Origin of the sequence: Bacillus cereus group sp. BfR-BA-01310, assembly GCF_022664325.1 — a bacterium.
GTDB lineage: Bacteria > Bacillota > Bacilli > Bacillales > Bacillaceae_G > Bacillus_A > Bacillus_A paramycoides.
The window spans coordinates 200,286-221,866 of the sequence record NZ_JAKUHD010000002.1 but is presented as its reverse complement, the minus strand read 5'-3'; the positions used below and the strand labels follow the sequence as shown (position 1 = coordinate 221,866).

The following is a 21,581-nucleotide window of genomic DNA, read 5'->3' as shown; positions in this document are numbered from 1 at the left end:
CCTTTTTTATTTTAGGAACAGCGCGATAGTAAATGAAATTTATATCAGTGATTCAACAAGAGATATCGATTTCCCAATAAAAACTGTGGCCTCTATTTTAGTTTCATAGACGGATAACTTGAATAAATATTTGATAATGGTTATCATTTAGGGAGTCTTTTAATTTGGAAAAGGGAGGAAAGATATGCTGCGTAAATTTTTTTCTTATTATAAACCGTACAAAGGTTTATTCGTACTTGATTTTTCCTGTGCAGTTATCGCAGGTTTACTCGAACTTGGGTTTCCGCTTATCGTAAACCAATTTATTGATAAGCTATTACCAGGACAAAACTGGACGCTTATTTTATGGGCTTGTTTCGGTTTACTCGCAGTTTATATTTTAAATGCAGGTTTGCAATATGTCGTTACATACTGGGGACATATGCTTGGTGTTAACATTGAAACGGATATGAGGCAGAAATTATTTGATCACATTCAAAAGCTATCATTCAGATTTTTTGATAATAATAAAACAGGTCATTTAATTTCGCGCCTTACAAACGATTTAATGGAAATTGGGGAAATTGCTCACCACGGACCAGAAGATTTATTCATTGCCATTATGACTTTAGTCGGAGCATTTTCATTTATGATGATGATTAACTGGAAGTTAGCGCTATTAACATTCTTCGTTATTCCATTCTTATTATGGTTGGCACTTTACTTCAATAAAAAAATGACAGGTACGTTTAGACGTTTATTCTCAGACGTTGCTGATTTCAATGCGTGCATTGAGAACAATGTTGGTGGTATCCGCGTTGTACAAGCATTCGGAAATGAAAAATTTGAGAAAGAGCAATTTGCTGTAAATAATGCTCGTTTCCGTACAACAAAATTAATGGCGTATAAAATTATGGCGTTAAACTCATCTATTAGTTATATGCTAATGCGTCTCGTAACGCTCTTTGTATTAATATGTGGTACATGGTTTGTATTGCAAGGTGAATTAACGTACGGTGGATTCATTGGATTCGTTTTGTTAACGAATATTTTCTTCCGACCAATTGAAAAAATTAATGCGGTTATTGAAAGTTACCCGAAAGGAATCGCTGGTTTTAAACGATATGTAGAACTTTTGGAAACAGAGCCTGATATTGTAGATTCTAAAGATGCAATCGAAGTAAAGCATGTACACGGCGATATTCAATATAACAACATTACGTTCGGATATGAAAATAAAGAACCGATTTTAAAAGATATTAGCTTGAAAATACATGCAGGTGAAACAGTTGCTTTCGTTGGGCCATCAGGGGCAGGAAAAACAACGTTATGTAGTTTATTACCGCGTTTTTACGAACAATCATCTGGATCGATTCAAATTGATGGAATTGATACGAAAGAGATGACGTTATCGTCACTTCGGAAGCAAATTGGGATTGTACAGCAAGATGTTTTCTTATTCTCTGGAACAATTCGTGAAAATATCGCTTACGGAAACTTAAAAGCTTCAGAAGCTGAAATTTGGCAAGCTGTAAAGCGTGCTCAGTTAGAAGACTTGATTTACTCGCAACCAGAAGGTTTAGATACAGTTATTGGTGAGCGTGGCGTGAAACTTTCAGGGGGGCAAAAGCAGCGCTTAGCGATTGCTCGTATGTTCTTGAAAAACCCGCCAATTTTAATATTAGATGAAGCAACTTCTGCGCTAGATACAGAGACGGAACTTGCTATTCAAAAATCACTTGCAGAACTATCTGTTGGCCGTACAACGTTAGTTATCGCCCATAGACTTGCAACTATTAAAAATGCAGATCGCATCGTCGTTGTAAATAAAGATGGTATTGCAGAACAAGGTTCACATGATGAATTAATCGAGCAAGGTGGAGGGTATAGCCGATTATATGAAGCTCAGTTTAGTTCGTAAATATAATTTCTGCTGAATTAGTGCACCATAAGTAAGTGGAAACCTTATATGGGAGGCTATAAAGCATGATTGTAACAACAACTTCTACAATTCAAGGGAAAGAAATTATTGAGTATATCGATATCGTCAATGGAGAAGCAATTATGGGTGCGAATATCGTTCGTGATCTTTTCGCTTCTGTCCGCGACGTTGTCGGTGGTCGCGCAGGTGCTTACGAAAGTAAATTGAAAGAAGCGCGCGACATTGCAATGGAAGAGATGAAAACTCTCGCAAGACAAAAAAATGCGAATGCCATTGTCGGTATCGACGTGGACTACGAAGTAGTTCGCGAAGGGATGCTAATGGTTGCGGTGAGTGGAACTGCTGTCCGTATATAAAGTGAAACTTTAATCAGTGGGGGGGTTGTTCATCCCCACTGATTATCAGCCCGCACCAATCGGGCGTTTACGGGCAGCCCGACTCCCACCTAACTTCTTTGCTCAAGACGAATTTTGAGGTGGGAGTCTTACTGCCCACAAATAGCGGGATAAAGTGAAAAGCCGTGCTGATGCACGGCTTTTTGTTATTAGTGATGCTGTTATCGTGTCTAACATTATAGGTAGGTCGATATTCTATGTCGAAGCCTGGATATTTCTTGGGAAATGCGGAAGGTCCCGTCGATATATAGGGAAGACATTAGAGAGCTTCTTTACACTTTCGAATTTGAACCAATAATTTTTCGTATTCTTGTTCGAGAATTGTGATGTCATCGTGATGATTGGGTATAGAAATCCGGCTGATGATTTCTGTTAATTTTGTTTGTAATCGTAATAATTCTTGTTCAGTAACGTTTACAGAAGCTTGAGTTGTTCTTTTTGTGTATTGCTCGTAATTGCCGTGGAAGATTCTTGGTTCGTTTTCATCTACTTGTAGAATATGGTCTGCAACAGAACGAATAAAGGCACGGTCATGGCTAATGAAAAGTATAGTGCCAGGATACTCTTGTAATATGCTTTCTAATTCTTCTTGCGTTGCTAAGTCCAAATAGTTTGTCGGTTCATCGAGTAGAAGCATATTATAGTTTCCTAAAAATACTTTTGCGAGCGCAACCTTCATCCGTTCACCACCACTTAAGACGTGCACAGGTTTATGAACATCTTCACGGCGGAAAAGAAGGCGAGCAAGTATTGTCCGAACGAACGATTCCGTATAGTTTGTCTCTTCTAGAACATTTTCCAAAATTGTTTTATTCGTTTTTAAAATAGATAATGTTTGTTCGAAGTATCCAATTTTACAACTTTTCGAAAGCTGGATCCCACGCTCATTTGCGAGAAGCATTTTGAACAATGTCGTTTTCCCGCTTCCGTTTGCCCCTAAAATACCAAGCTTTGCGCCGGGAGCGATAGTTCCGCTCATATTTTTGAATAGTGTGAGGTCCCCTATTTTCTTTGATGCTTTATTAAACTGTACAACCGCTTTACTATGAATTGGTGCATGGTATTGTACGTCAAACCGGACTTGAGAAAAATCTTTCGGCTTTTCCTTCTGTTCTAATTTTTCGAGACGTGTTTCTAATGCCTTCGCTGCTTTGCTAACATTTTCTTGGCCATGAGCCCCACTTAATTTATAAAGTTTAGATTCAGATGAACTGAACCGTGTTGGGACTTTTGTCATGCTAGAAGCGCGTTGCTTTCTTTGTAAAATTGATTGTTCTAAACGGTTTTTTTCTTGTACATATTGCTCGTATTCTGCTTGTTTTTGTATTCGCTCACGTTCTTTTTGTTTTCGATAGTTTGAATAATTCCCTTTATATTCTTGAATAGTACCGTCTTCAACTTCGATGATTTTGGTACATATGGTATCTAGGAAATCGCGATCATGCGATATTAAAACAAGTGCACCTTTATAAGAGAAAAGTGCCTTTTCTAATTGCTCTGTACCGAACATATCTAAGTGGCTTGTTGGTTCATCAGCAAATAGAATGCCTGCATCCTGTTCGAGAGCATGGGCAATCCTTAGGCGCATTCGTTCACCACCGCTCATTGAATCTGAAACGTTTGAAATACTCCATTTTCCTTTTGCGAGAGAAGAAGCAGTTTCAGGTAATTCCTCGCTAAGCTGAGGGATAATGGCGATAGAACTATGATGAGTTACTGTACCTTTGTCAGCTTCTATTTCTTTACTTAATATTTGTAATAACGTAGATTTTCCCGCTCCGTTGACTCCGACAATTCCTATGCGATCATGTGCTTGAATTTCCAGTGATGGTAATGTGAATATGGTGCGATCACCAAAGCTCTTTTCAATATTACGTGCGAATAAAATAGTCATAAAAAACCCTCCCTAGTTTCACTAGAGAGGATAAACGTCGCCATTGAATGTAAAAATCGTACATAAATAAGCGATGCACATATTTTTACATGATCGTTTCGAAAGAAAGTATCGACAAATGGACAGACTAATCCCCTGCTAGTTTTCATCATTTTTGTTCACTATTTGTGATGGATGAAATAAATAAGAGAATTAAAACTTCATTGGTCAAAGTACCTTCCTTTCATAAGATTATTTTTATTGTATGCGCATACAAATGGATTTGTCAAACTCATTTCTGTTTGCTATTTTTGAATTCGTTATTATACAGTTTTGCTTTTGCGAGTGCTTCAGCATCATTTTGGATTTCGTTTAATCCGTTCGCATCACCAATAACATACCCTTCAAATGAAGAACCAACAAAATCAAAGATATATTGGAACTGGGCGATAAGTGGCAATGCCTTCAGTTTCGGATTATCTCCACCAACGATGACAACGTACATTTTTTTACCTTTCATTTTTTCTTTGAAATGAAGGGATTTATCGCGTAGACTTTGAGACCAGCGATCGACGAAGTTCTTCATATGACCGCTCATTCCATACCAGTATAGCGGCGTTGCAAAGATGATTGTATCGTGTTCTAGCATGCGCTCAATTAACTGTTGGTAATCGTCATTTACAGGTTGGAATCCTTCCGCATCATGGCGCTGATCTGTAATAGGATGAACGGTATGGTCGCGCAAATAAATTTGCTCCGCTTCGGCTCCGTCAATCATCATATGTGTTAAGGCTTCCGTATTTCCGTTTTCTCTTGAACTACCGTGTATAACAAACATGTCATCATTCCTTTTCTTTTGCTTGTTTTAAGAGTGAAACGTGTTTTTGCAAGTTGGCTTGAATACTAGAGAGCAATTCGATTTGCTTCGTAACTTCACATAGCTTATCTTCGTAAAGTGTGAGAATGCTACTGCATGGATTTTCGTATAAATGCGGCTCGATTTCAAGGCAGCGCAGCATTCGTGCTGTTTCTTCTAAATTTAGGCCAAGCTGTAAGTACATTTGAATAAGTGCTACCTTTTCGATGGCACTTTTATCAAAATCACGATAACCATTTTCGAGGCGGTTTGAAGGGAGCAATCCCTTTTCTTCGTAATGTCTTAGTGAACGTTCGCTAACCCCGGTTTCTTTTGATAACTCCCCAATTCGCACTGTATTTCACTCCTTTTACATGTATTGTAAACCTTCACACTAATGTGAAGGTCAACTCTGTTTTTTTGCAAAAGAATCTACATGATTTAAAAAGACTTGAATGGCTTTAGAAGGGATGAAATATTTGCCGCGTACGATGGAGAACGGGCGGATTAGCTTTTCGTTAGGTACGGGGACGTGGAATAGTTCTTTTGCTAATAATTCTTTCCGCACGGTCCAATCCGAAAGTATAGCGATGCCAAGCTCAGCAGCGACGGCTTCCTTCACGCTTTGTATACTGCTGAATGTAAAGAAGCGCTTCATTTTTAAGTGATGTTGGTGTATAAAGCGATCGCTATAGGCGCGTGTGCCAGAACCGCTCTCCCTTAATACCCAGACTTGATCTTGGAGAGTATTTTCATTTATTTCCTCGGTATGGAGCAATGGATGGTTTGGCGGGACGACAAGCTTCATCTCATCTTGCATAAAAGTTTCAACATCTACGTCGGCGTATACGACTTGGCCTTCCACTAAGCCGATATCAATTTGATTAGAGCGAATGCTTTGCAAAACTTCTTCTGTATTGGAGATGAATGTATGAACTTCGACGTGCGGGTTTTCATTAGCATAGCGCGCTAATATTTTGGGAAGTAAGTATTCACCAATTGTAAAGCTAGCGCCGATCCGCAGCGTTCCTGTTACGACGTTGTGCAATTCATTAATTTCTTGTTTCGCATCTTCATAAAGTGAGAGCATTTGCTTTGCGTGTATGTATAAAATATTTCCTGCCTCTGTAACTTGGACGTGCTTTGGGGAGCGCTGAATAAGTGTAGTTCCAAACTCATTTTCTAAGTTGCGAATGTGCATACTAACACCAGGTTGTGAAAGATTTAATAGCTCTGCAGCGCGCGAGAAATGCTTTTGTTCAACAACGGTCACAAAAATCTTTAAAATGTCGACGTTCATCGGATGTGCTCCTTTATTTTTGCTTTCATTTTATCATAAGTTTTTTTGATGATTGAGATTTAATATTGATATTAAACTTATCATTAAAACTCTCTTATAATGTAACTAGAAAGAACATGCATGTTCCAATACGATTATTGGGGTGGTACAAAGTGGAACAAACACTTGTTATACAAAAGAAGAAGCGTCTTGGTTTTTCGCAAGGGGTTGGGATTACGTTATTAATCGCCATTGCTGCGAAATATTTAGCGGAGCTTCCATTTTTAAATATTATGGGACAATTAGTAATCGCTATTCTAATCGGGATGGTTTGGCGAGCAGCGATTGGAATCCCTCACGAAGCGATAGCGGGAACGAACTTTGCGAGTAAGAAGTTGCTTCGCTTCGGAATCATCTTACTTGGAATGCGATTAAATCTTGTAGATATTGCGAAGGCGGGGCCGAAAGTATTGGTCATCGCTGCGGTTGTTATTACATTTACAATTTTCGTTGTCTATGGACTAACGAAAGTATTTAAAGTAGAAAAGAAATTAGGAATTTTAACAGCATGCGGGACGGCAATTTGTGGCGCGGCTGCGGTCGTGGCAATTGCACCGCAAGTGAAAGCGAAAGATGAGGAAACAGCAGTTGGGGCAGCGATTATTGCTATTTTAGGTACGATATTTACACTTATTTATACGCTATTATATCCAGTGCTTGGCTTTTCTCCGTATGGTTACGGCGTATTTTCAGGCGCGACACTACATGAAATCGCTCATGTTATCGCGGCCGCGGCTCCAGGCGGAAGTACGGCAGTTGATATTGCTGTTATCGTAAAATTAACACGCGTTGCAATGCTTGTACCAGTAGCGATATTAATTGGATTATGGTTTGGTAAGAGCGAGGGAAGCAAAGAAAAAGGATCGTGGCGCGATCTTCCGATTCCTTGGTTCATCTTCGGATTTTTAGCAATGAGTGCGGTGCATTCGCTTGGAATTATCCCAGAAGTTGTTGCCGGATATATTGTAGTAATTGCGTACATGCTTATCGCAATGGCGATGGCAGGGCTCGGTTTAAATGTAGAGTTTAAAACGTTCCGCAAATTAGGAAGTAGAGCATTTGTGGCAGGGCTGATTGGCTCGGTTTGTCTTTCGGTGCTTGGATACGTTCTTGTATATGCGTTAGGATTTATGTAGTAGCAAAGAGGCATCTTATAGATGTCTCTTTTTTTACCTTTTTTTGTAAAGATATCTTCACTTGAAACTGGAAAATATTTATAATTAAAGAATTGCGAAAACAAAATCATATAACACAAGTTGAAATGGCGAAGGCGATGCAAGTGACACGGCAGACAATCGTGGCGATTGAGAACCATCACTATAACCCGAGTCTAGAGTTAGCCCTAAAAATCGCCAAATATTTTGGAATGAAAGTGGAGGAAATATTTACGCCGGAGTAAGGAGAGAGAAAATGCAAGATGAGTTTGAGAGATTTCAATCGGATAAAGCGTTTAAATATGTAGGGTTATTTTTCGCGATTAGTTTAGCTGTATGGAGTTTGTATAATTTAATTGTTTACGGAAGCGCTGGAACACCGTTCATTCTATTTGTTGTTGGACAGTTTGTATATTACGGTGTGAATTATTGGCCAAAGTGGAAATTTAGAAATAGGAAAGAGGCTGATAATGAGTATGGCATCAACGAGTGTGTTAGCAACAAAGACTAGTAAATAGATAGATAAAGGGGAAGCGGAATGGGATTACCGATATTATGTGTCGCTACGGCTATATTTGCTTTATTTTGGGGAATGCAAAATTTCTCTCGTAATCCAGTGCCAAGTGTATGTATTATGATTGGTACTGTAGGCTTATCGTACTATTTATTAAATTCAGCACATTATCATAAAACGGCAACGAGTGTTGTTATTGGAGTGATTATATTATCGTGTGGGTGCGCTATACAAAAGGTGTTATTTCCATAAAAGCTGTTTATACAAAAAGTATAAACAGCTTTTTGTATTTTTTTTACAAATCACTTGAAAGTTACGTTACGTCATCTTTTATAATGAAAGAGAAGAGGTGATGGCAGTGATTTCGATTCAAGAACTTACGAAGGAAACAGGGGTTACGGTAAGAACGTTACGCTATTATGATCAAATCGATTTATTAAAGCCGAGTGGGAAAACAGATGGAGGACACCGGTTATATAGCGAGAGAGATGTTATTCGTTTGCAGCAAATTTTATTTTTAAAAGAAATGGGTTTTTCATTAAAAGAGATTACGAATATGTTAATAACAGGTGAGCTCAATTTAAAAGTATCGCTTGAAAAGCAACTTAAGTTTGTACAAGAGGAACAGAAAAAATTTAATCGAATGGAACGTATTTTACAGGCAGTTGTTTATTCAGTGGATGTGGAAGGGGAACTGGATTGGAAAGTTATGTTTGAACTCATCCAGCTTTCGAAACAGTCTCCTCGTATACGTGAAATGTTTCAAAATGAAGTTTTTTCCAAGCAAGAACAAAAGTTGCTTCATAATTTACCGAACATGAGTGAAGAAGACCCAAACGTTTTAGAATGGGTCGATTTATTAAAACAATTACGTAACTTTATGAAAGACGGTAAGGAAGCATCTTGTGATGAAGTACAAGGGGCAACAAAGAAATTAATGCAGAAATGTTTAGAGATGGCAAATGGTGATGAAGCATTTTTAGATAAATTGTGGGAAGTAAGAAAGTCAAAGGAAGATTCGCAGAAAATGAGTATGTATCCAATTGAAGAAGAGCTTCTAGTATATATGGGTGAGGCTTTTCGTATATATGACGAAAGGGAGAAGGATAAATGAGTATACTCGCAGAATATCGATGGTATTTTTTAATTGGGGCAGAGATTGTATTTTGGTTATCCGCTATCGGCTTCTTTTTACTGAGGTATGGATTTCGTTTGAAAAAGGCGAGCTTTATTATGGGGATTGTGCTGCTAGTCAATGAAGTATTTATTTTAACTTTAGGGGTAGTGGATTATTATCAAACAGGGAAGTTCTCTAATTTCCAGATTATTACGGTAATCATCTTATTATATGCAGTTTTTTATGGGAAAAAGGATTTGAGAAAACTAGATATATTTGTGCAGAAACTAGTTGCGAAATGGCGCAATGAACCGATTCCTATTATTGAAGAACAAATCGAATTGACAGGTATGGCTTATGCGAAGCAGGAAATGAAAAATTGGGCTTTGCATCTTATTTTATTCGTTGCTGTTCATATGTTCTTTTTCTTCGTGTATGGGCTTATCCCATTTGAACAATGGGGAAATTGGTTAGAGTCAGGAATCGTTTTAAATAAAGCAGGAAGCCGTGTAAGCCAAGTGTGGGCGATTATTCTTTTAGTGGATACAGTTATTTCATTTTCATATGTGATTTTTCCTAAGAAGGAGAAAGGGAAAGAGAAGCTACTTTCATAGAGGAAAGTAGCTTTTGTAATTTTAGTATAGGTTTCTTTTTAGGGTATACAAACAGTTTGTATAAGAGAGGATGACAATAGGAAAAAGAGTCGCGTGAAGTAGAGGTTGTTTATAGGTTAATAGATTGTACGAGTGAAAATGGATGCAATGGATATGACTTATTATATGTACCTATAAAATAAAATTGATAGAGGAAGGTAGTGTTTACTCCTTCCTTTTTCTATGTATAACTTGTCGAAAACTTTACCGAATATCTGTTCGTTTTTTTAGGTTTTTTAGGGGTATTCGTGTTAAAATAATAATACAGATTTTTATGAGGAGGTCGGTTTTTAGTTGGAACATCAATTTGAAATTATCTCAGCGTATTCCCCGCAAGGTGATCAACCGGTAGCTATAGAGAAGCTTGTAGAGGGAATTAATAGTGGAAAGAAAAAGCAAGTGTTGCTTGGAGCGACAGGAACGGGTAAGACATTTACGATTTCAAATGTCATTAAAGAAGTGCAGAAGCCAACGCTTGTAATGGCTCATAATAAAACGTTAGCTGGACAGTTATATAGTGAGTTGAAAGATTTTTTTCCTAACAATTCTGTTGAGTATTTTGTTAGTTATTACGATTATTATCAGCCAGAAGCGTATGTGCCGCAAACAGATACGTTTATTGAAAAAGATGCACAGATTAATGATGAAATCGATAAATTACGCCACTCGGCAACGTCTGCTTTATTTGAACGAGATGATGTTATTATCGTTGCGAGTGTGTCGTGCATATACGGTTTAGGTTCTCCGGAAGAATACCGCGAGTTAGTTGTTTCACTTCGAGTTGGTATGGAAAAGGACCGCAATCAATTGCTTCGTGAACTTGTTGATGTACAGTATGGACGTAATGATATTGATTTCAAGCGTGGTACATTCCGTGTGCGCGGAGATGTAGTTGAAATCTTCCCGGCATCACTTGATGAGCATTGTATTCGAATTGAATTTTTCGGTGATGAAATCGATCGTATTCGTGAAGTAAATGCATTAACAGGTGAAGTGTTAGCAGAACGTGATCATGTAGCAATCTTCCCAGCATCTCACTTCGTTACACGTGAAGAAAAAATGAAGGTCGCTATTGAAAATATTGAAAAAGAATTAGAAGAGCGTTTAAAAGAATTAAACGATAACGGTAAGTTGTTAGAAGCGCAGCGTATAGAGCAACGTACACGTTATGATTTAGAAATGATGCGCGAGATGGGCTTTTGTTCAGGGATTGAAAATTATTCCCGTCATTTAACACTTCGTCCAGCGGGTGCAACACCGTATACGTTATTAGACTATTTTCCAGAGGATTTCTTAATTGTTATGGATGAGTCGCACGTATCAGTGCCGCAAGTAAGAGCGATGTATAACGGGGACCAAGCACGTAAGCAAGTGCTTGTGGATCATGGATTCCGTCTGCCATCAGCTTTAGATAATAGACCGCTCATGTTTGATGAGTTTGAAGAGAAAACGAATCAAGTTATTTACGTTTCGGCAACGCCAGGACCATATGAGTTAGAGCAGTCACCGGAGGTAATAGAACAAATTATTCGTCCAACAGGGCTTTTGGATCCACCAATTGATATACGACCAATTGAAGGGCAAATTGATGATTTATTAGGAGAGATTCAAGATCGCATTGCAAAAAATGAACGTGTATTAATTACGACTTTAACGAAAAAAATGTCAGAGGATTTAACGGATTACTTAAAAGATGTAGGAATTAAAGTGAACTATCTTCACTCTGAAGTTAAAACGTTAGAACGTATTGAAATCATTCGTGACCTTCGTCTTGGTAAGTTTGATGTACTTGTCGGTATTAACTTATTACGAGAAGGATTAGATATTCCAGAAGTATCACTTGTAGCTATTTTAGATGCTGATAAAGAAGGGTTCCTACGTTCAGAGCGTTCGTTAATTCAAACGATTGGTCGTGCAGCACGTAATGAAAACGGTCAAGTTATTATGTACGCAGATCGCATAACAAGATCAATGGGAATTGCGATTGAAGAAACGCAGCGTCGGCGCCAGTTGCAAGAAGCTTACAATAAAGAGCATGGTATTACACCGAAGACGATTCAAAAAGGAGTACGTGACGTTATTCGTGCGACAACAGCAGCTGAGGATACGGAAACATATGAAGCAGCACCAGCTAAGAAGATGACGAAAAAAGAACGTGAAAAGACAATTGCAAAGATGGAAGCAGAGATGAAAGAAGCAGCAAAAGCGTTAGATTTCGAGCGTGCAGCTGAATTAAGAGACTTACTATTAGAATTAAAAGCGGAAGGGTGACAAGAGTGAGTAAAGATTTTATTGTTGTAAAAGGTGCTAGAGCGCATAATTTAAAAAATATTGACGTAACCATTCCGAGAAATCAGCTTGTTGTTGTGACGGGATTGTCTGGTTCGGGGAAATCATCGTTAGCATTCGATACGATTTATGCAGAAGGACAGCGCAGATATGTGGAATCTTTATCTGCGTACGCACGTCAGTTTTTAGGACAAATGGATAAGCCGGATGTTGATATGATTGAAGGCTTATCTCCAGCGATTTCAATTGATCAAAAAACGACGAGTCGTAATCCTCGTTCAACGGTTGGAACGGTAACGGAGATTTATGATTATTTACGTTTATTATTCGCGCGAATTGGTACGCCGATTTGTCCGAATCATGGAATTGAAATTACATCACAAACAGTGGAACAGATGGTAGACCGTGTGCTTGAATATCCTGAACGTACGAAGTTGCAAGTGCTAGCGCCTATCGTGTCAGGGCGTAAAGGTGCACACGTGAAAGTACTAGAAGATATTAAGAAGCAAGGTTATGTTCGTGTGCGCGTGGATGGAGAGATGCTGGATGTATCTGAAGAGATTACGTTAGATAAAAATAAGAAGCATTCAATTGAAGTTGTTATTGACCGTATTGTTGTGAAAGAAGGAATTGCAAGCCGACTTGCAGATTCACTCGAAAGTGCTTTAAAGCTTGGCGGAGGCCGAGTTTTAATCGATGTAATGGGAGAAGAAGAACTTCTATTTAGTGAACATCATGCTTGTCCGCATTGTGGTTTTTCAATCGGGGAATTAGAGCCACGTATGTTCTCCTTCAATAGTCCATTTGGTGCATGTCCTTCTTGTGATGGACTAGGTTCAAAGCTAGAGGTAGATTTAGAACTTGTTATTCCGAACTGGGATTTATCATTAAATGAACATGCGATTGCTCCTTGGGAACCGACAAGTTCGCAATATTACCCGCAATTATTAAAATCTGTGTGTAATCATTACGGCATCGATATGGATATGCCGGTGAAAGATATACCGAAAGATTTATTTGATAAAGTGTTGTACGGAAGCGGTGAAGAGAAGGTTTATTTCCGCTATGTGAATGAATTTGGTCAAGTAAAGGAAAATGAGATTTTATTTGAAGGCGTTATTCCAAATATCGAGCGTCGTTATCGTGAGACGAGTTCTGATTATATTCGCGAACAAATGGAAAAGTATATGGCAGAGCAAGCTTGTCCGAAGTGTAAAGGCGGACGCTTAAAGCCTGAGAGTTTAGCTGTTTTCGTTGGTGATAAAACGATTGCCGATGTAACAAAATATTCCGTTCAAGAAGTACAGGACTTCTTTTCAAATGTTGAATTAACCGAGAAACAACAAAAAATTGCTCATTTAATTTTGAGAGAAATTCAGGAGCGCGTTGGGTTCTTAGTGAACGTCGGTTTAGAATATTTAACGTTAAGTCGTGCCGCAGGAACTTTATCAGGTGGTGAAGCGCAGCGTATCCGTTTAGCGACGCAAATCGGTTCTCGTCTTACGGGCGTACTTTACATTCTTGATGAGCCTTCTATCGGTTTGCATCAGCGCGATAATGATCGTCTTATTCGTACATTGCAGGAAATGCGAGATTTAGGAAATACGTTAATCGTTGTTGAGCATGATGAAGATACGATGATGGCCGCCGATTATTTGCTTGATATCGGACCTGGTGCAGGTATCCATGGCGGTCAAGTTGTATCAGCAGGTACACCAGCTGAAGTTATGCAAGACGAGAATTCATTAACAGGGAAATATTTAAGCGGTAAAGAGTTTATTCCAGTACCACTTGAACGACGTAAAGGTGACGGACGTAAAGTGGAGATTGTCGGTGCGAAAGAAAATAACTTAAAGAACGCGAAAATGTCATTCCCTCTAGGTACATTTGTAGCAGTAACAGGCGTATCTGGATCTGGAAAAAGTACGATGATTAATGAAGTACTATACAAATCGTTAGCTCAGAAGCTATATAAAGCGAAAGCGAAGCCAGGGGCTCATAAAGAAATTAAAGGTCTGGAGCAGTTAGATAAAGTTATTGATATTGATCAATCACCAATCGGGCGTACACCACGTTCCAACCCAGCAACATATACAGGTGTATTCGATGATATTCGTGATGTGTTTGCGCAAACGAATGAAGCGAAAGTGCGTGGGTATCAAAAAGGGCGTTTCAGCTTTAACGTAAAAGGCGGCCGTTGTGAAGCGTGCCGTGGGGATGGAATTATTAAAATCGAAATGCACTTCTTACCAGATGTGTATGTTCCGTGTGAAGTTTGTCACGGTAAACGTTACAATCGTGAAACGTTAGAAGTGAAATATAAAGATAAGAACATTTCTGAAGTGTTAGAGATGACGATTGAAGATGGGGTAGAATTCTTTGCTAATATCCCGAAAATTAAGCGTAAACTTCAAACACTTGTAGATGTAGGGCTTGGTTATATGAAATTAGGACAACCAGCTACGACATTATCAGGTGGTGAGGCACAGCGTGTGAAATTAGCTTCTGAATTACACCGTCGTTCTACAGGGCGTACGTTATACATTTTAGATGAGCCAACGACTGGTTTACATGCACATGATATTGCACGTCTTCTGGAAGTGTTGCAGCGTCTTGTTGAAAGTGGCGAGACAGTACTTGTAATCGAGCATAATTTAGATGTTATTAAAACAGCTGATTATATCGTTGATCTTGGGCCAGAAGGTGGAGACAAAGGTGGACAAATCGTTGCTTCCGGAACGCCAGAGCAAGTGGTGAAAGAAGAACGCTCGTATACAGGTAAGTATTTAAAAGAGATTTTAGATCGTGATAAAACAAGGATGAAAGAGAAAATAAAAGAAGTAGAGTTATCACAATAAGTTTGTTAGTGAAAACCGAGTGTAAAGATAAAAAATACACTCGGTTTTTATTTTATGGGGGAGAAAATGGAATTTATAGAGGTTCTGCGAAAGAAAAACACTAAGGGAAATTGGTAAGATTGTTAGTAGGTATACAAGTATAAAAAATAGAATAAGCTGTTATAAGTGTTTGTACGATACTTGCGTTTATTATCTATTAGCGTATGATGAAATATATATGTTAAAAGGATGTGTAAGGAAATGAGATGGATTGTATCACTTCTTGTAAATAGCGTTGTGTTAATCGCTGTATCCGGACTTTTAAAAGGGGTTGCACCAGACGCATTTTACGTAGCAAATATACAAACTGCAATTATTGCGAGTATTATATTGGCGATTTTAAATGTGTTCGTAAAGCCGTTTTTAATTTTAATTACGCTACCAATTACTGTTGTAACTTTCGGCTTCTTCTTAATTGTTATTAATGCGATTACGTTAGAAATAGCAGATTCATTATTAGGGGATGCTTTTAATATATCCGGATTTGGTGTAGCGATTGTCGCGGCAATTTGTATTTCGATTTTTAATATGATAATTGAAAAGGCAATTGTTGAACCATTATATGAAAAAAAGAGAAAATGACAAAAAGAAAAACATTTCATCATTCGTATGAAATGTTTTTCTTTATTTATTAGAAAGCGTGTTTCTTGTTTTAAGAAAAAAATGGTACAATATCCGTTAGAATGGAATTTCACATCAAATGAGACTGAACCCGCAGCGGAGTGGAGGTTTATACATATGCCGAAAGTAAGGACAAAAGATTTAATTGAACAATTTCAATTGGAGTTAGTAAGTGGTGAAGAAGGAATTCATCGTCCGATTGATACAAGTGATTTATCACGACCTGGAATTGAAATGGCAGGATTTTTTACATATTATCCAGCTGATCGCGTGCAGCTTCTTGGAAAAACGGAGCTTACGTTCTTTGATACGTTAACGACAGAGCAAAAACAAGAGAGAATGAAAGTGCTTTGTACTGAGGAGACACCTTGTATTATTGTAACTCGTAATCAAGATGTGCCGGATGAGTTATTACAAGCATCACGTGAATCAGGTGTGCCTTTATTACGTTCTTCTCAAACGACGACGAGATTATCAAGTCGTTTAACAAACTATTTAGAAGGTAAGTTAGCGCCAACAACTGCTGTTCATGGTGTGCTAGTAGATATTTATGGCGTTGGTGTTTTAATTACAGGTCAAAGTGGTGTCGGGAAAAGTGAGACAGCGCTTGAGCTTGTAAAGCGTGGCCACCGTCTAGTTGCGGATGATAGTGTAGAAATTCGTCAAGAAGATGAAGACACATTAGTAGGAAGCTCACCTGATTTAATTGAGCACTTATTAGAAATTCGTGGTCTAGGTATCATTAACGTAATGACGTTATTCGGTGCAGGGGCGGTACGAAATTATAAGCGTATTACACTTGTTATTAATCTTGAAATTTGGGATCAAAAGAAAAATTATGATCGCTTAGGTCTTGATGAAGAGAAGATGAAGATTATTGATACAGAACTTACGAAGATTACACTTCCAGTTCGTCCTGGTCGAAACTTGGCTGTTATTATTGAAGTAGCAGCGATGAACTTCAGATTAAAACGTATGGGAGTCAATGCGGCACAACAGTTCTCTGAACGATTAATGAGTGCGATTGAGTTAGGAAATCAAGAGTAAACTCTGGAGAGGGAGGTCATACATATGCTGTTAGGTTCTGTACCACAGCTTGACCGTGTAGCAATCCAACTTGGACCGTTCCCTGTTTATTGGTATGGGGTTATTATCGGTACAGGCGTGCTATTAGGTCTTTGGCTAGCGACTCGCGAGGGAGAAAGGCTAGGTATTCCAAAAGATACATTTATTGATCTTGTATTAATCGCAGTACCAATCGCCATTCTTTTTGCGAGAATGTACTATGTTATTTTTGAATGGGAATATTACTCTCAAAACCCGAGTCAAATTATTAATATTCGTCAAGGTGGTTTGGCGATTCATGGTGGTTTAATCGGGGCTGTTATTACAGGAATTATTTTTGCGAAAAAACGCGGACTTTCGTTTTGGAAGTTAGCGGATATTGCTGCACCGAGTATTTTACTAGGACAAGCAATTGGTCGATGGGGAAACTTTATGAACCAAGAGGCACACGGTGGTGAAGTAACGAGACAGTTTTTAGAAGGGCTTCATTTACCACAGTTTATTATTAATCAAATGTATATCGATGGTGTGTATTATCACCCGACGTTTTTATATGAATCATTATGGAACTTTGCAGGTGTTATTTTACTGCTTGCATTACGAAAAGTGAATTTACGCCGCGGTGAGTTGTTCTTTACATACTTGATTTGGTATTCAATTGGGCGCTTCTTCGTAGAAGGTTTACGTACAGATAGTTTAATGTTAGGACCACTTCGTATTGCACAAGTAATGTCAATTGGGATTGTTGTTCTTTCTATCATTTTCATTATTGTGAGACGAAAAATGGGGCAAGCTGATAAAAGATATTTAGAAAATTAGAGAAAAGTAGCATCTTATATAAGATGCTGCTTCTTTCATATTCGGGCAGCGAAAGGACTAGAGATGATGAAAATAAATACAGTGTTATTTGATTTAGATGGAACGTTAATTAATACAAATGAACTTATTATTTCTTCTTTTTTACATACGTTACATACCTATTATCCAAATCAGTATAAGCGAGAAGATGTATTGCCATTTATCGGTCCATCTTTGCACGATACTTTTAGTAAGATTGATGCAAGTAAGGTTGAAGAGATGATTACATGCTATCGCCAATTTAATCACGAGCATCATGATGAATTAGTAGAAGAATATGAAACTGTATATGAAACTGTTCAAGAATTGAAGAAGCAAGGTTATAAAATCGGCATTGTTACAACGAAAGCGAGACAGACGGTTGAAATGGGATTAAAGCTTTCGAAACTTGATCAATTTTTTGATGTGGTCGTGACAATTGATGATGTGGAACATGTAAAACCACATCCAGAACCGCTTCAAAAAGCGTTGAAATTATTAGAGGCAAAACCAGAAGAAACATTGATGGTTGGTGATAATCATCATGATATTGTCGGTGGGCAAAATGCAGGTACGAAAACAGCAGCGGTTTCATGGACATTAAAAGGTAGAGCGTATTTAGAAGCGTATAAACCAGATTATGTGCTAGATAAAATGAGTGATTTACTACCAATTTTGTCCCGCATTAACGGGTAGTAAGGAAGTTATGTGGGAAGTTTGCCTGTAAAAGCCAGATTGATGAAGGCTAATAATCAGTGGGGAAAAAAGCTCCCGCTGATTAAAGTTTCACTTTATCTGAGTAGAGGAGAGAGTTAAGTGCGACGGACAACGCGCTACCCTGTTTCAGGAGAAAATTCATTGTGGAATGTGTATAAAACTGTTTCTTTTTGGAAGGTAATGAAAAACTTTATTATTATCCAAGTCGCACGTTACACGCCATTTTTATCCGTGAAAAATTGGTTGTATCGAACATTTTTACGGATGGAAGTAGGAAAGAAAACATCGTTTGCACTTATGGTAATGCCAGATATTATGTTTCCAGAAAAGATTACTGTGGGAGACAATTCAATTATCGGCTATAATACGACGATTTTAGCACATGAATATTTAATTCGTGAGTATCGGCTTGGAGAAATCGTCATAGGGAATGAAGTTATGATTGGAGCAAATACGACGATTTTACCAGGTGTAACGATTGGAGATGGCGCTATCGTTTCAGCTGGTACACTTGTCCATCGAGATGTACCAGCTGGCTCTTTCGTAGGCGGAAATCCGATGCGTATTATTTATACGAAAGAAGAAATGGCTGCTAGGGAAGGTTGATGTTAAAAATGTAACATTTCCCTTCTCTTTTTATGAATAAAAAGGAAATAATTGATTATAATATACTGTTTTGTTTTTTACGGAATCGTTTATACTTATAGATAAAAGAATGTGTGAACGAAGAAAACAAAAAACTGGAGGATATATGGGGAAAAATCAAAGAATATATAAGGAGAACGGACAAGTTATCTCTTTTAATCAATTAGCGGATTTCTTTTATAAAAAAGGGATGAGGGCTTATAAAGGACAAAAATTGCAAGATGCAATTAAATATTTTCGAAGAGCGGCACAAAGCGAGAAGGAGCCGTTTATTTTATGCCAATTAGCAATAGCGTTATCTGAAGCTGGTGAATATCAAGAGTCGAATCAAACATTTCTAAAGCTTGTTAGATCTAACCCGGAACTTGAACAATGCTATTATTTTATTGCAAATAATTATGCGTATATGGGCTTGTTTCAACAGGCGAAGAAGTATGCAGAGCGTTATTTAGAAGTTGCGGTGGAGAAGGAATTCGTAGAAGATACATTAGAATTGCTTGAGATTATGGAAGAGGAAGCAATGGGTCCGGAAGAAATTGAGGATGAAGATGAGCTAATTGTCATGCAGGAAGAGGCGAATCGATACATTCGTAACGGACAATTAGAAGAGGCCATTGCTACACTAGAAGTTGTTACGAAAGAATATCCAGAATTTTGGTCGGGCCATAATAATTTAGCGATTGCACATTTTCAATCAGGTAATGTAGATCAAGCGCTCAAGTTAACAGAAATGATTTTAGAGAAAAACCCTGGTAATATGCATGCGCTTTGTAATACGCTTATTTTTCTATATTCAATTGGAGAGCATAAGCAAGTAGAGACATTAGCAGGGCAGTTAGTTTCGGTATATCCAATTTCATTTGAGCACCGTTTGAAACTTGGAACAACACTTGCAACAATCGGTCATTTCGAACATGCATATAAATGGTTCAAAGTATTAAAGCGTCAAGGATACGAAGGAGACGTTAGTTTCTATTATTGGTTTGCATACTCTGCTTATATGGTGGAAGATCAGCAAGTAGCTGAAAAGATGTGGCAACATGTTGTAGAATTGCATCCTGATAAAAAGGGAAAAGAACCGTGGAATGCACTGAATTTAGCAGATGAGGGGCAAAACCTTTTATTTGAAGAATTACGAAAATCATTTCAGCAAAGTGCGACGTTAGAAGAGCAAATGCTAGCTTTATATTTAATGAATGAATTGTCAATGCCAGAGAAGGTTGGTTTCTTCTTTGATGTAACGCAAGCGAAAAATGGTGTTCCAATCGTATCGCAACTTGCAAAGTATTTCTTTTTACTTAATAGTCATAAAAGCATTCCGGCTGATTTACAGCAATTTGAACAGTGCGTGCGAATCGCGGATGCATTATACAATTATACGAAAAAAGATGATGAATTAATCGAAGAGTGTTTACATTTTTGGTTTTGTACGTTCATACGTTTATATACATCTGGGGCAATCTTTACAAATGTGTACGGTTGGTCAGCAGCAATTGAATATATTGTGCGTGGCGAACAAAGAAATAAGATGACACAGGCGGAGCTTGGAAATGTATATAATGTATCTGTAGCCACTGTACGAAAGTATGTGCAGGCTGTTAAGCGTACGCACACATAAGATAAGCAAATCATTGGGAAAAAAATGATGCTAACAGTATAATGAGGTTAACTTAACGTGTATGAATGAATAGGAGTGAATAGTGTGTCAGAAGAAAAAATTTATGATGTCATTATTATTGGTGCAGGACCAGCTGGTATGACAGCTGCAGTATATACATCTCGTGCGAATTTAAGCACACTGATGCTTGAGCGCGGTATTCCAGGCGGACAAATGGCAAATACGGAAGATGTAGAAAACTATCCAGGTTATGAGTCTATTTTAGGACCAGATCTATCAAATAAAATGTTTGAGCACGCGAAGAAATTTGGTGCTGAATATGCATACGGTGATGTGAAAGAAGTCATCGATGGTAAAGAGTACAAAACAATTGTAGCTGGTAAAAAAGAATATAAAGCACGTGCAATTATCGTTGCAAGCGGTGCAGAATATAAAAAAATTGGTGTGCCTGGTGAAAAAGAACTTGGCGGCCGCGGTGTATCATATTGTGCAGTATGTGATGGCGCATTCTTTAAAGGGAAAGAACTTGTTGTAATTGGCGGGGGAGACTCTGCTGTTGAAGAGGGTGTATATTTAACACGCTTCGCATCAAAAGTAACAATCGTTCACCGTCGTGACACTCTTCGTGCACAGAAAATTTTACAAGATCGTGCTTTCCAAAATGAGAAAGTAGATTTCATTTGGAATCACACTATAAAAGAAATTAACGATACAAATGGTAAAGTAGGAAGTGTAACACTTGTAGATGTAAACAGCGGTGAAGAACAAGAAGTCAAAACTGACGGCGTTTTCGTATACATCGGTATGCTACCATTATCAAAACCGTTTGTTGAGCTTGGTATTACAAATGAAAATGGTTATGTTGAAACGAATGAGCGTATGGAAACGAAAGTTCCTGGTATTTTCGCAGCTGGTGATGTTCGCGAAAAAATGCTTCGTCAAATTGTAACTGCAACAGGCGATGGCAGTATTGCAGCACAAAGTGCACAACATTACGTAGAAGAATTGTTAGAAGAACTAAAAACTGCAACAGAAAAATAAGGGGTAATATACCTTTTGAGAAGAAAGCT

General features: G+C 38.1%; 21 protein-coding genes and 1 pseudogene. 18 read left to right on the top strand and 4 right to left on the bottom strand.

What is annotated here, in order from left to right; all coding sequences use genetic code 11:
* Positions 1-184: 184 nt before the first annotated feature.
* Together MR109_RS06270 and MR109_RS06265 are read left to right on the top strand one after the other, a co-directional pair.
* Positions 185-1,900, top strand: coding sequence for an ABC transporter ATP-binding protein (locus tag MR109_RS06270; RefSeq protein ID WP_098474138.1), 1,716 nt, complete (start codon positions 185-187; stop codon positions 1,898-1,900).
* A 65-nt stretch (positions 1,901-1,965) separates the two neighbouring features.
* A complete protein-coding gene (locus tag MR109_RS06265) occupies positions 1,966-2,277 on the top strand; it encodes a heavy metal-binding domain-containing protein (protein ID WP_002068307.1) in 312 nt (103 codons plus the stop codon).
* A 298-nt stretch (positions 2,278-2,575) separates the two neighbouring features.
* Here the strand turns inward: MR109_RS06265 and abc-f are convergent, their stop codons facing one another.
* The 4 genes from abc-f to MR109_RS06245 form a co-directional block, all read right to left on the bottom strand.
* Complete coding sequence (gene abc-f / locus MR109_RS06260) at positions 2,576-4,210, bottom strand: ribosomal protection-like ABC-F family protein (protein ID WP_242271318.1); 1,635 nt, start codon at positions 4,208-4,210, stop codon at positions 2,576-2,578.
* A 271-nt stretch (positions 4,211-4,481) separates the two neighbouring features.
* Positions 4,482-5,027, bottom strand: coding sequence for a flavodoxin family protein (locus tag MR109_RS06255; protein ID WP_242271317.1), 546 nt, complete (start codon positions 5,025-5,027; stop codon positions 4,482-4,484).
* A gap of 4 nt (positions 5,028-5,031) precedes the next feature.
* Complete coding sequence (locus tag MR109_RS06250; RefSeq protein ID WP_048370279.1) at positions 5,032-5,400, bottom strand: MerR family transcriptional regulator; 369 nt, start codon at positions 5,398-5,400, stop codon at positions 5,032-5,034.
* Between the two features lie 51 nt (positions 5,401-5,451).
* Positions 5,452-6,345: a LysR family transcriptional regulator gene (locus tag MR109_RS06245; protein ID WP_242271316.1), complete on the bottom strand. Its 894-nt coding sequence runs from the start codon at positions 6,343-6,345 to the stop codon at positions 5,452-5,454.
* A 152-nt stretch (positions 6,346-6,497) separates the two neighbouring features.
* Between MR109_RS06245 and MR109_RS06240 the strand changes: the two genes are divergently transcribed.
* The 16 genes and pseudogenes from MR109_RS06240 (at position 6,498) to trxB (ending at position 21,552) form a co-directional block, all read left to right on the top strand.
* Positions 6,498-7,520: a YeiH family protein gene (locus tag MR109_RS06240; RefSeq protein ID WP_002174197.1), complete on the top strand. Its 1,023-nt coding sequence runs from the start codon at positions 6,498-6,500 to the stop codon at positions 7,518-7,520.
* A gap of 74 nt (positions 7,521-7,594) precedes the next feature.
* Positions 7,595-7,783, top strand: a complete 189-nt coding sequence (locus MR109_RS06235) for a helix-turn-helix transcriptional regulator (protein WP_242271675.1) — start codon at positions 7,595-7,597, stop codon at positions 7,781-7,783.
* 11 nt (positions 7,784-7,794) lie between these two features.
* Positions 7,795-8,049, top strand: a complete 255-nt coding sequence (locus MR109_RS06230) for a hypothetical protein (protein ID WP_242271315.1) — start codon at positions 7,795-7,797, stop codon at positions 8,047-8,049.
* 27 nt (positions 8,050-8,076) lie between these two features.
* Positions 8,077-8,304 carry a hypothetical protein gene (locus MR109_RS06225; RefSeq protein ID WP_048370283.1) on the top strand — a complete coding sequence of 76 codons (228 nt, stop codon included), beginning with the start codon at positions 8,077-8,079 and terminating at the stop codon, positions 8,302-8,304.
* Positions 8,305-8,404: 100 nt separating this feature from the next.
* The gene (locus MR109_RS06220; RefSeq protein WP_242271314.1) at positions 8,405-9,166 is read left to right on the top strand and encodes a MerR family transcriptional regulator; all 762 of its coding nucleotides are present in this window, start codon (positions 8,405-8,407) and stop codon (positions 9,164-9,166) included.
* On the top strand, positions 9,163-9,783 hold the full coding sequence (locus MR109_RS06215) for a hypothetical protein (RefSeq protein WP_242271313.1): 621 nt from the start codon (positions 9,163-9,165) through the stop codon (positions 9,781-9,783). The genes MR109_RS06220 and MR109_RS06215 overlap by 4 nt, the downstream gene beginning before the upstream one ends.
* Before the next feature lie 83 nt (positions 9,784-9,866).
* Positions 9,867-9,965, top strand: a pseudogene (locus MR109_RS30535) (DUF4362 domain-containing protein); the annotation flags it as partial.
* Between the two features lie 151 nt (positions 9,966-10,116).
* A complete protein-coding gene (gene uvrB, locus MR109_RS06210; protein WP_098789843.1) occupies positions 10,117-12,093 on the top strand; it encodes an excinuclease ABC subunit B in 1,977 nt (658 codons plus the stop codon).
* Positions 12,094-12,098: 5 nt separating this feature from the next.
* A complete protein-coding gene (uvrA, locus tag MR109_RS06205; RefSeq protein WP_071717450.1) occupies positions 12,099-14,969 on the top strand; it encodes an excinuclease ABC subunit UvrA in 2,871 nt (956 codons plus the stop codon).
* 240 nt (positions 14,970-15,209) lie between these two features.
* Positions 15,210-15,590, top strand: coding sequence for a phage holin family protein (locus MR109_RS06200; protein ID WP_002174188.1), 381 nt, complete (start codon positions 15,210-15,212; stop codon positions 15,588-15,590).
* A gap of 156 nt (positions 15,591-15,746) precedes the next feature.
* Complete coding sequence (gene hprK, locus MR109_RS06195) at positions 15,747-16,676, top strand: HPr(Ser) kinase/phosphatase (RefSeq protein ID WP_002174187.1); 930 nt, start codon at positions 15,747-15,749, stop codon at positions 16,674-16,676.
* A gap of 24 nt (positions 16,677-16,700) precedes the next feature.
* Positions 16,701-17,513 (top strand): prolipoprotein diacylglyceryl transferase, encoded by an 813-nt coding sequence (gene lgt, locus MR109_RS06190; protein ID WP_242271312.1) that lies wholly within the window; start codon positions 16,701-16,703, stop codon positions 17,511-17,513.
* Positions 17,514-17,579: 66 nt separating this feature from the next.
* The gene (gene ppaX, locus MR109_RS06185) at positions 17,580-18,227 is read left to right on the top strand and encodes a pyrophosphatase PpaX (RefSeq protein WP_048370380.1); all 648 of its coding nucleotides are present in this window, start codon (positions 17,580-17,582) and stop codon (positions 18,225-18,227) included.
* Between the two features lie 120 nt (positions 18,228-18,347).
* Complete coding sequence (locus MR109_RS06180; protein WP_048370296.1) at positions 18,348-18,854, top strand: acyltransferase; 507 nt, start codon at positions 18,348-18,350, stop codon at positions 18,852-18,854.
* 145 nt (positions 18,855-18,999) lie between these two features.
* The gene (locus tag MR109_RS06175; RefSeq protein WP_242271311.1) at positions 19,000-20,511 is read left to right on the top strand and encodes a tetratricopeptide repeat protein; all 1,512 of its coding nucleotides are present in this window, start codon (positions 19,000-19,002) and stop codon (positions 20,509-20,511) included.
* An 84-nt stretch (positions 20,512-20,595) separates the two neighbouring features.
* Positions 20,596-21,552: a thioredoxin-disulfide reductase gene (gene trxB, locus MR109_RS06170; protein WP_002174182.1), complete on the top strand. Its 957-nt coding sequence runs from the start codon at positions 20,596-20,598 to the stop codon at positions 21,550-21,552.
* Positions 21,553-21,581 lie beyond the last annotated feature (29 nt).

What these genes read in the sequence shown, in the direction of transcription:
- MR109_RS06265 (WP_002068307.1), top strand. Translation starts at nt 1,966, where the DNA reads ATGATTGTAACAACAACTTCTACAATTCAAGGGAAAGAAATTATTGAG.
- lgt (WP_242271312.1), top strand. Translation starts at nt 16,701, where the DNA reads ATGCTGTTAGGTTCTGTACCACAGCTTGACCGTGTAGCAATCCAACTT.
- MR109_RS06245 (WP_242271316.1), bottom strand. Translation starts at nt 6,345, where the DNA reads ATGAACGTCGACATTTTAAAGATTTTTGTGACCGTTGTTGAACAAAAG.
- MR109_RS06175 (WP_242271311.1), top strand. Translation starts at nt 19,000, where the DNA reads ATGGGGAAAAATCAAAGAATATATAAGGAGAACGGACAAGTTATCTCT.
- ppaX (WP_048370380.1), top strand. Translation starts at nt 17,580, where the DNA reads ATGAAAATAAATACAGTGTTATTTGATTTAGATGGAACGTTAATTAAT.
- abc-f (WP_242271318.1), bottom strand. Translation starts at nt 4,210, where the DNA reads ATGACTATTTTATTCGCACGTAATATTGAAAAGAGCTTTGGTGATCGC.
- MR109_RS06225 (WP_048370283.1), top strand. Translation starts at nt 8,077, where the DNA reads ATGGGATTACCGATATTATGTGTCGCTACGGCTATATTTGCTTTATTT.
- MR109_RS06255 (WP_242271317.1), bottom strand. Translation starts at nt 5,027, where the DNA reads ATGTTTGTTATACACGGTAGTTCAAGAGAAAACGGAAATACGGAAGCC.
- MR109_RS06215 (WP_242271313.1), top strand. Translation starts at nt 9,163, where the DNA reads ATGAGTATACTCGCAGAATATCGATGGTATTTTTTAATTGGGGCAGAG.
- MR109_RS06230 (WP_242271315.1), top strand. Translation starts at nt 7,795, where the DNA reads ATGCAAGATGAGTTTGAGAGATTTCAATCGGATAAAGCGTTTAAATAT.
- MR109_RS06270 (WP_098474138.1), top strand. Translation starts at nt 185, where the DNA reads ATGCTGCGTAAATTTTTTTCTTATTATAAACCGTACAAAGGTTTATTC.
- MR109_RS06200 (WP_002174188.1), top strand. Translation starts at nt 15,210, where the DNA reads ATGAGATGGATTGTATCACTTCTTGTAAATAGCGTTGTGTTAATCGCT.
- hprK (WP_002174187.1), top strand. Translation starts at nt 15,747, where the DNA reads ATGCCGAAAGTAAGGACAAAAGATTTAATTGAACAATTTCAATTGGAG.
- MR109_RS06220 (WP_242271314.1), top strand. Translation starts at nt 8,405, where the DNA reads ATGGCAGTGATTTCGATTCAAGAACTTACGAAGGAAACAGGGGTTACG.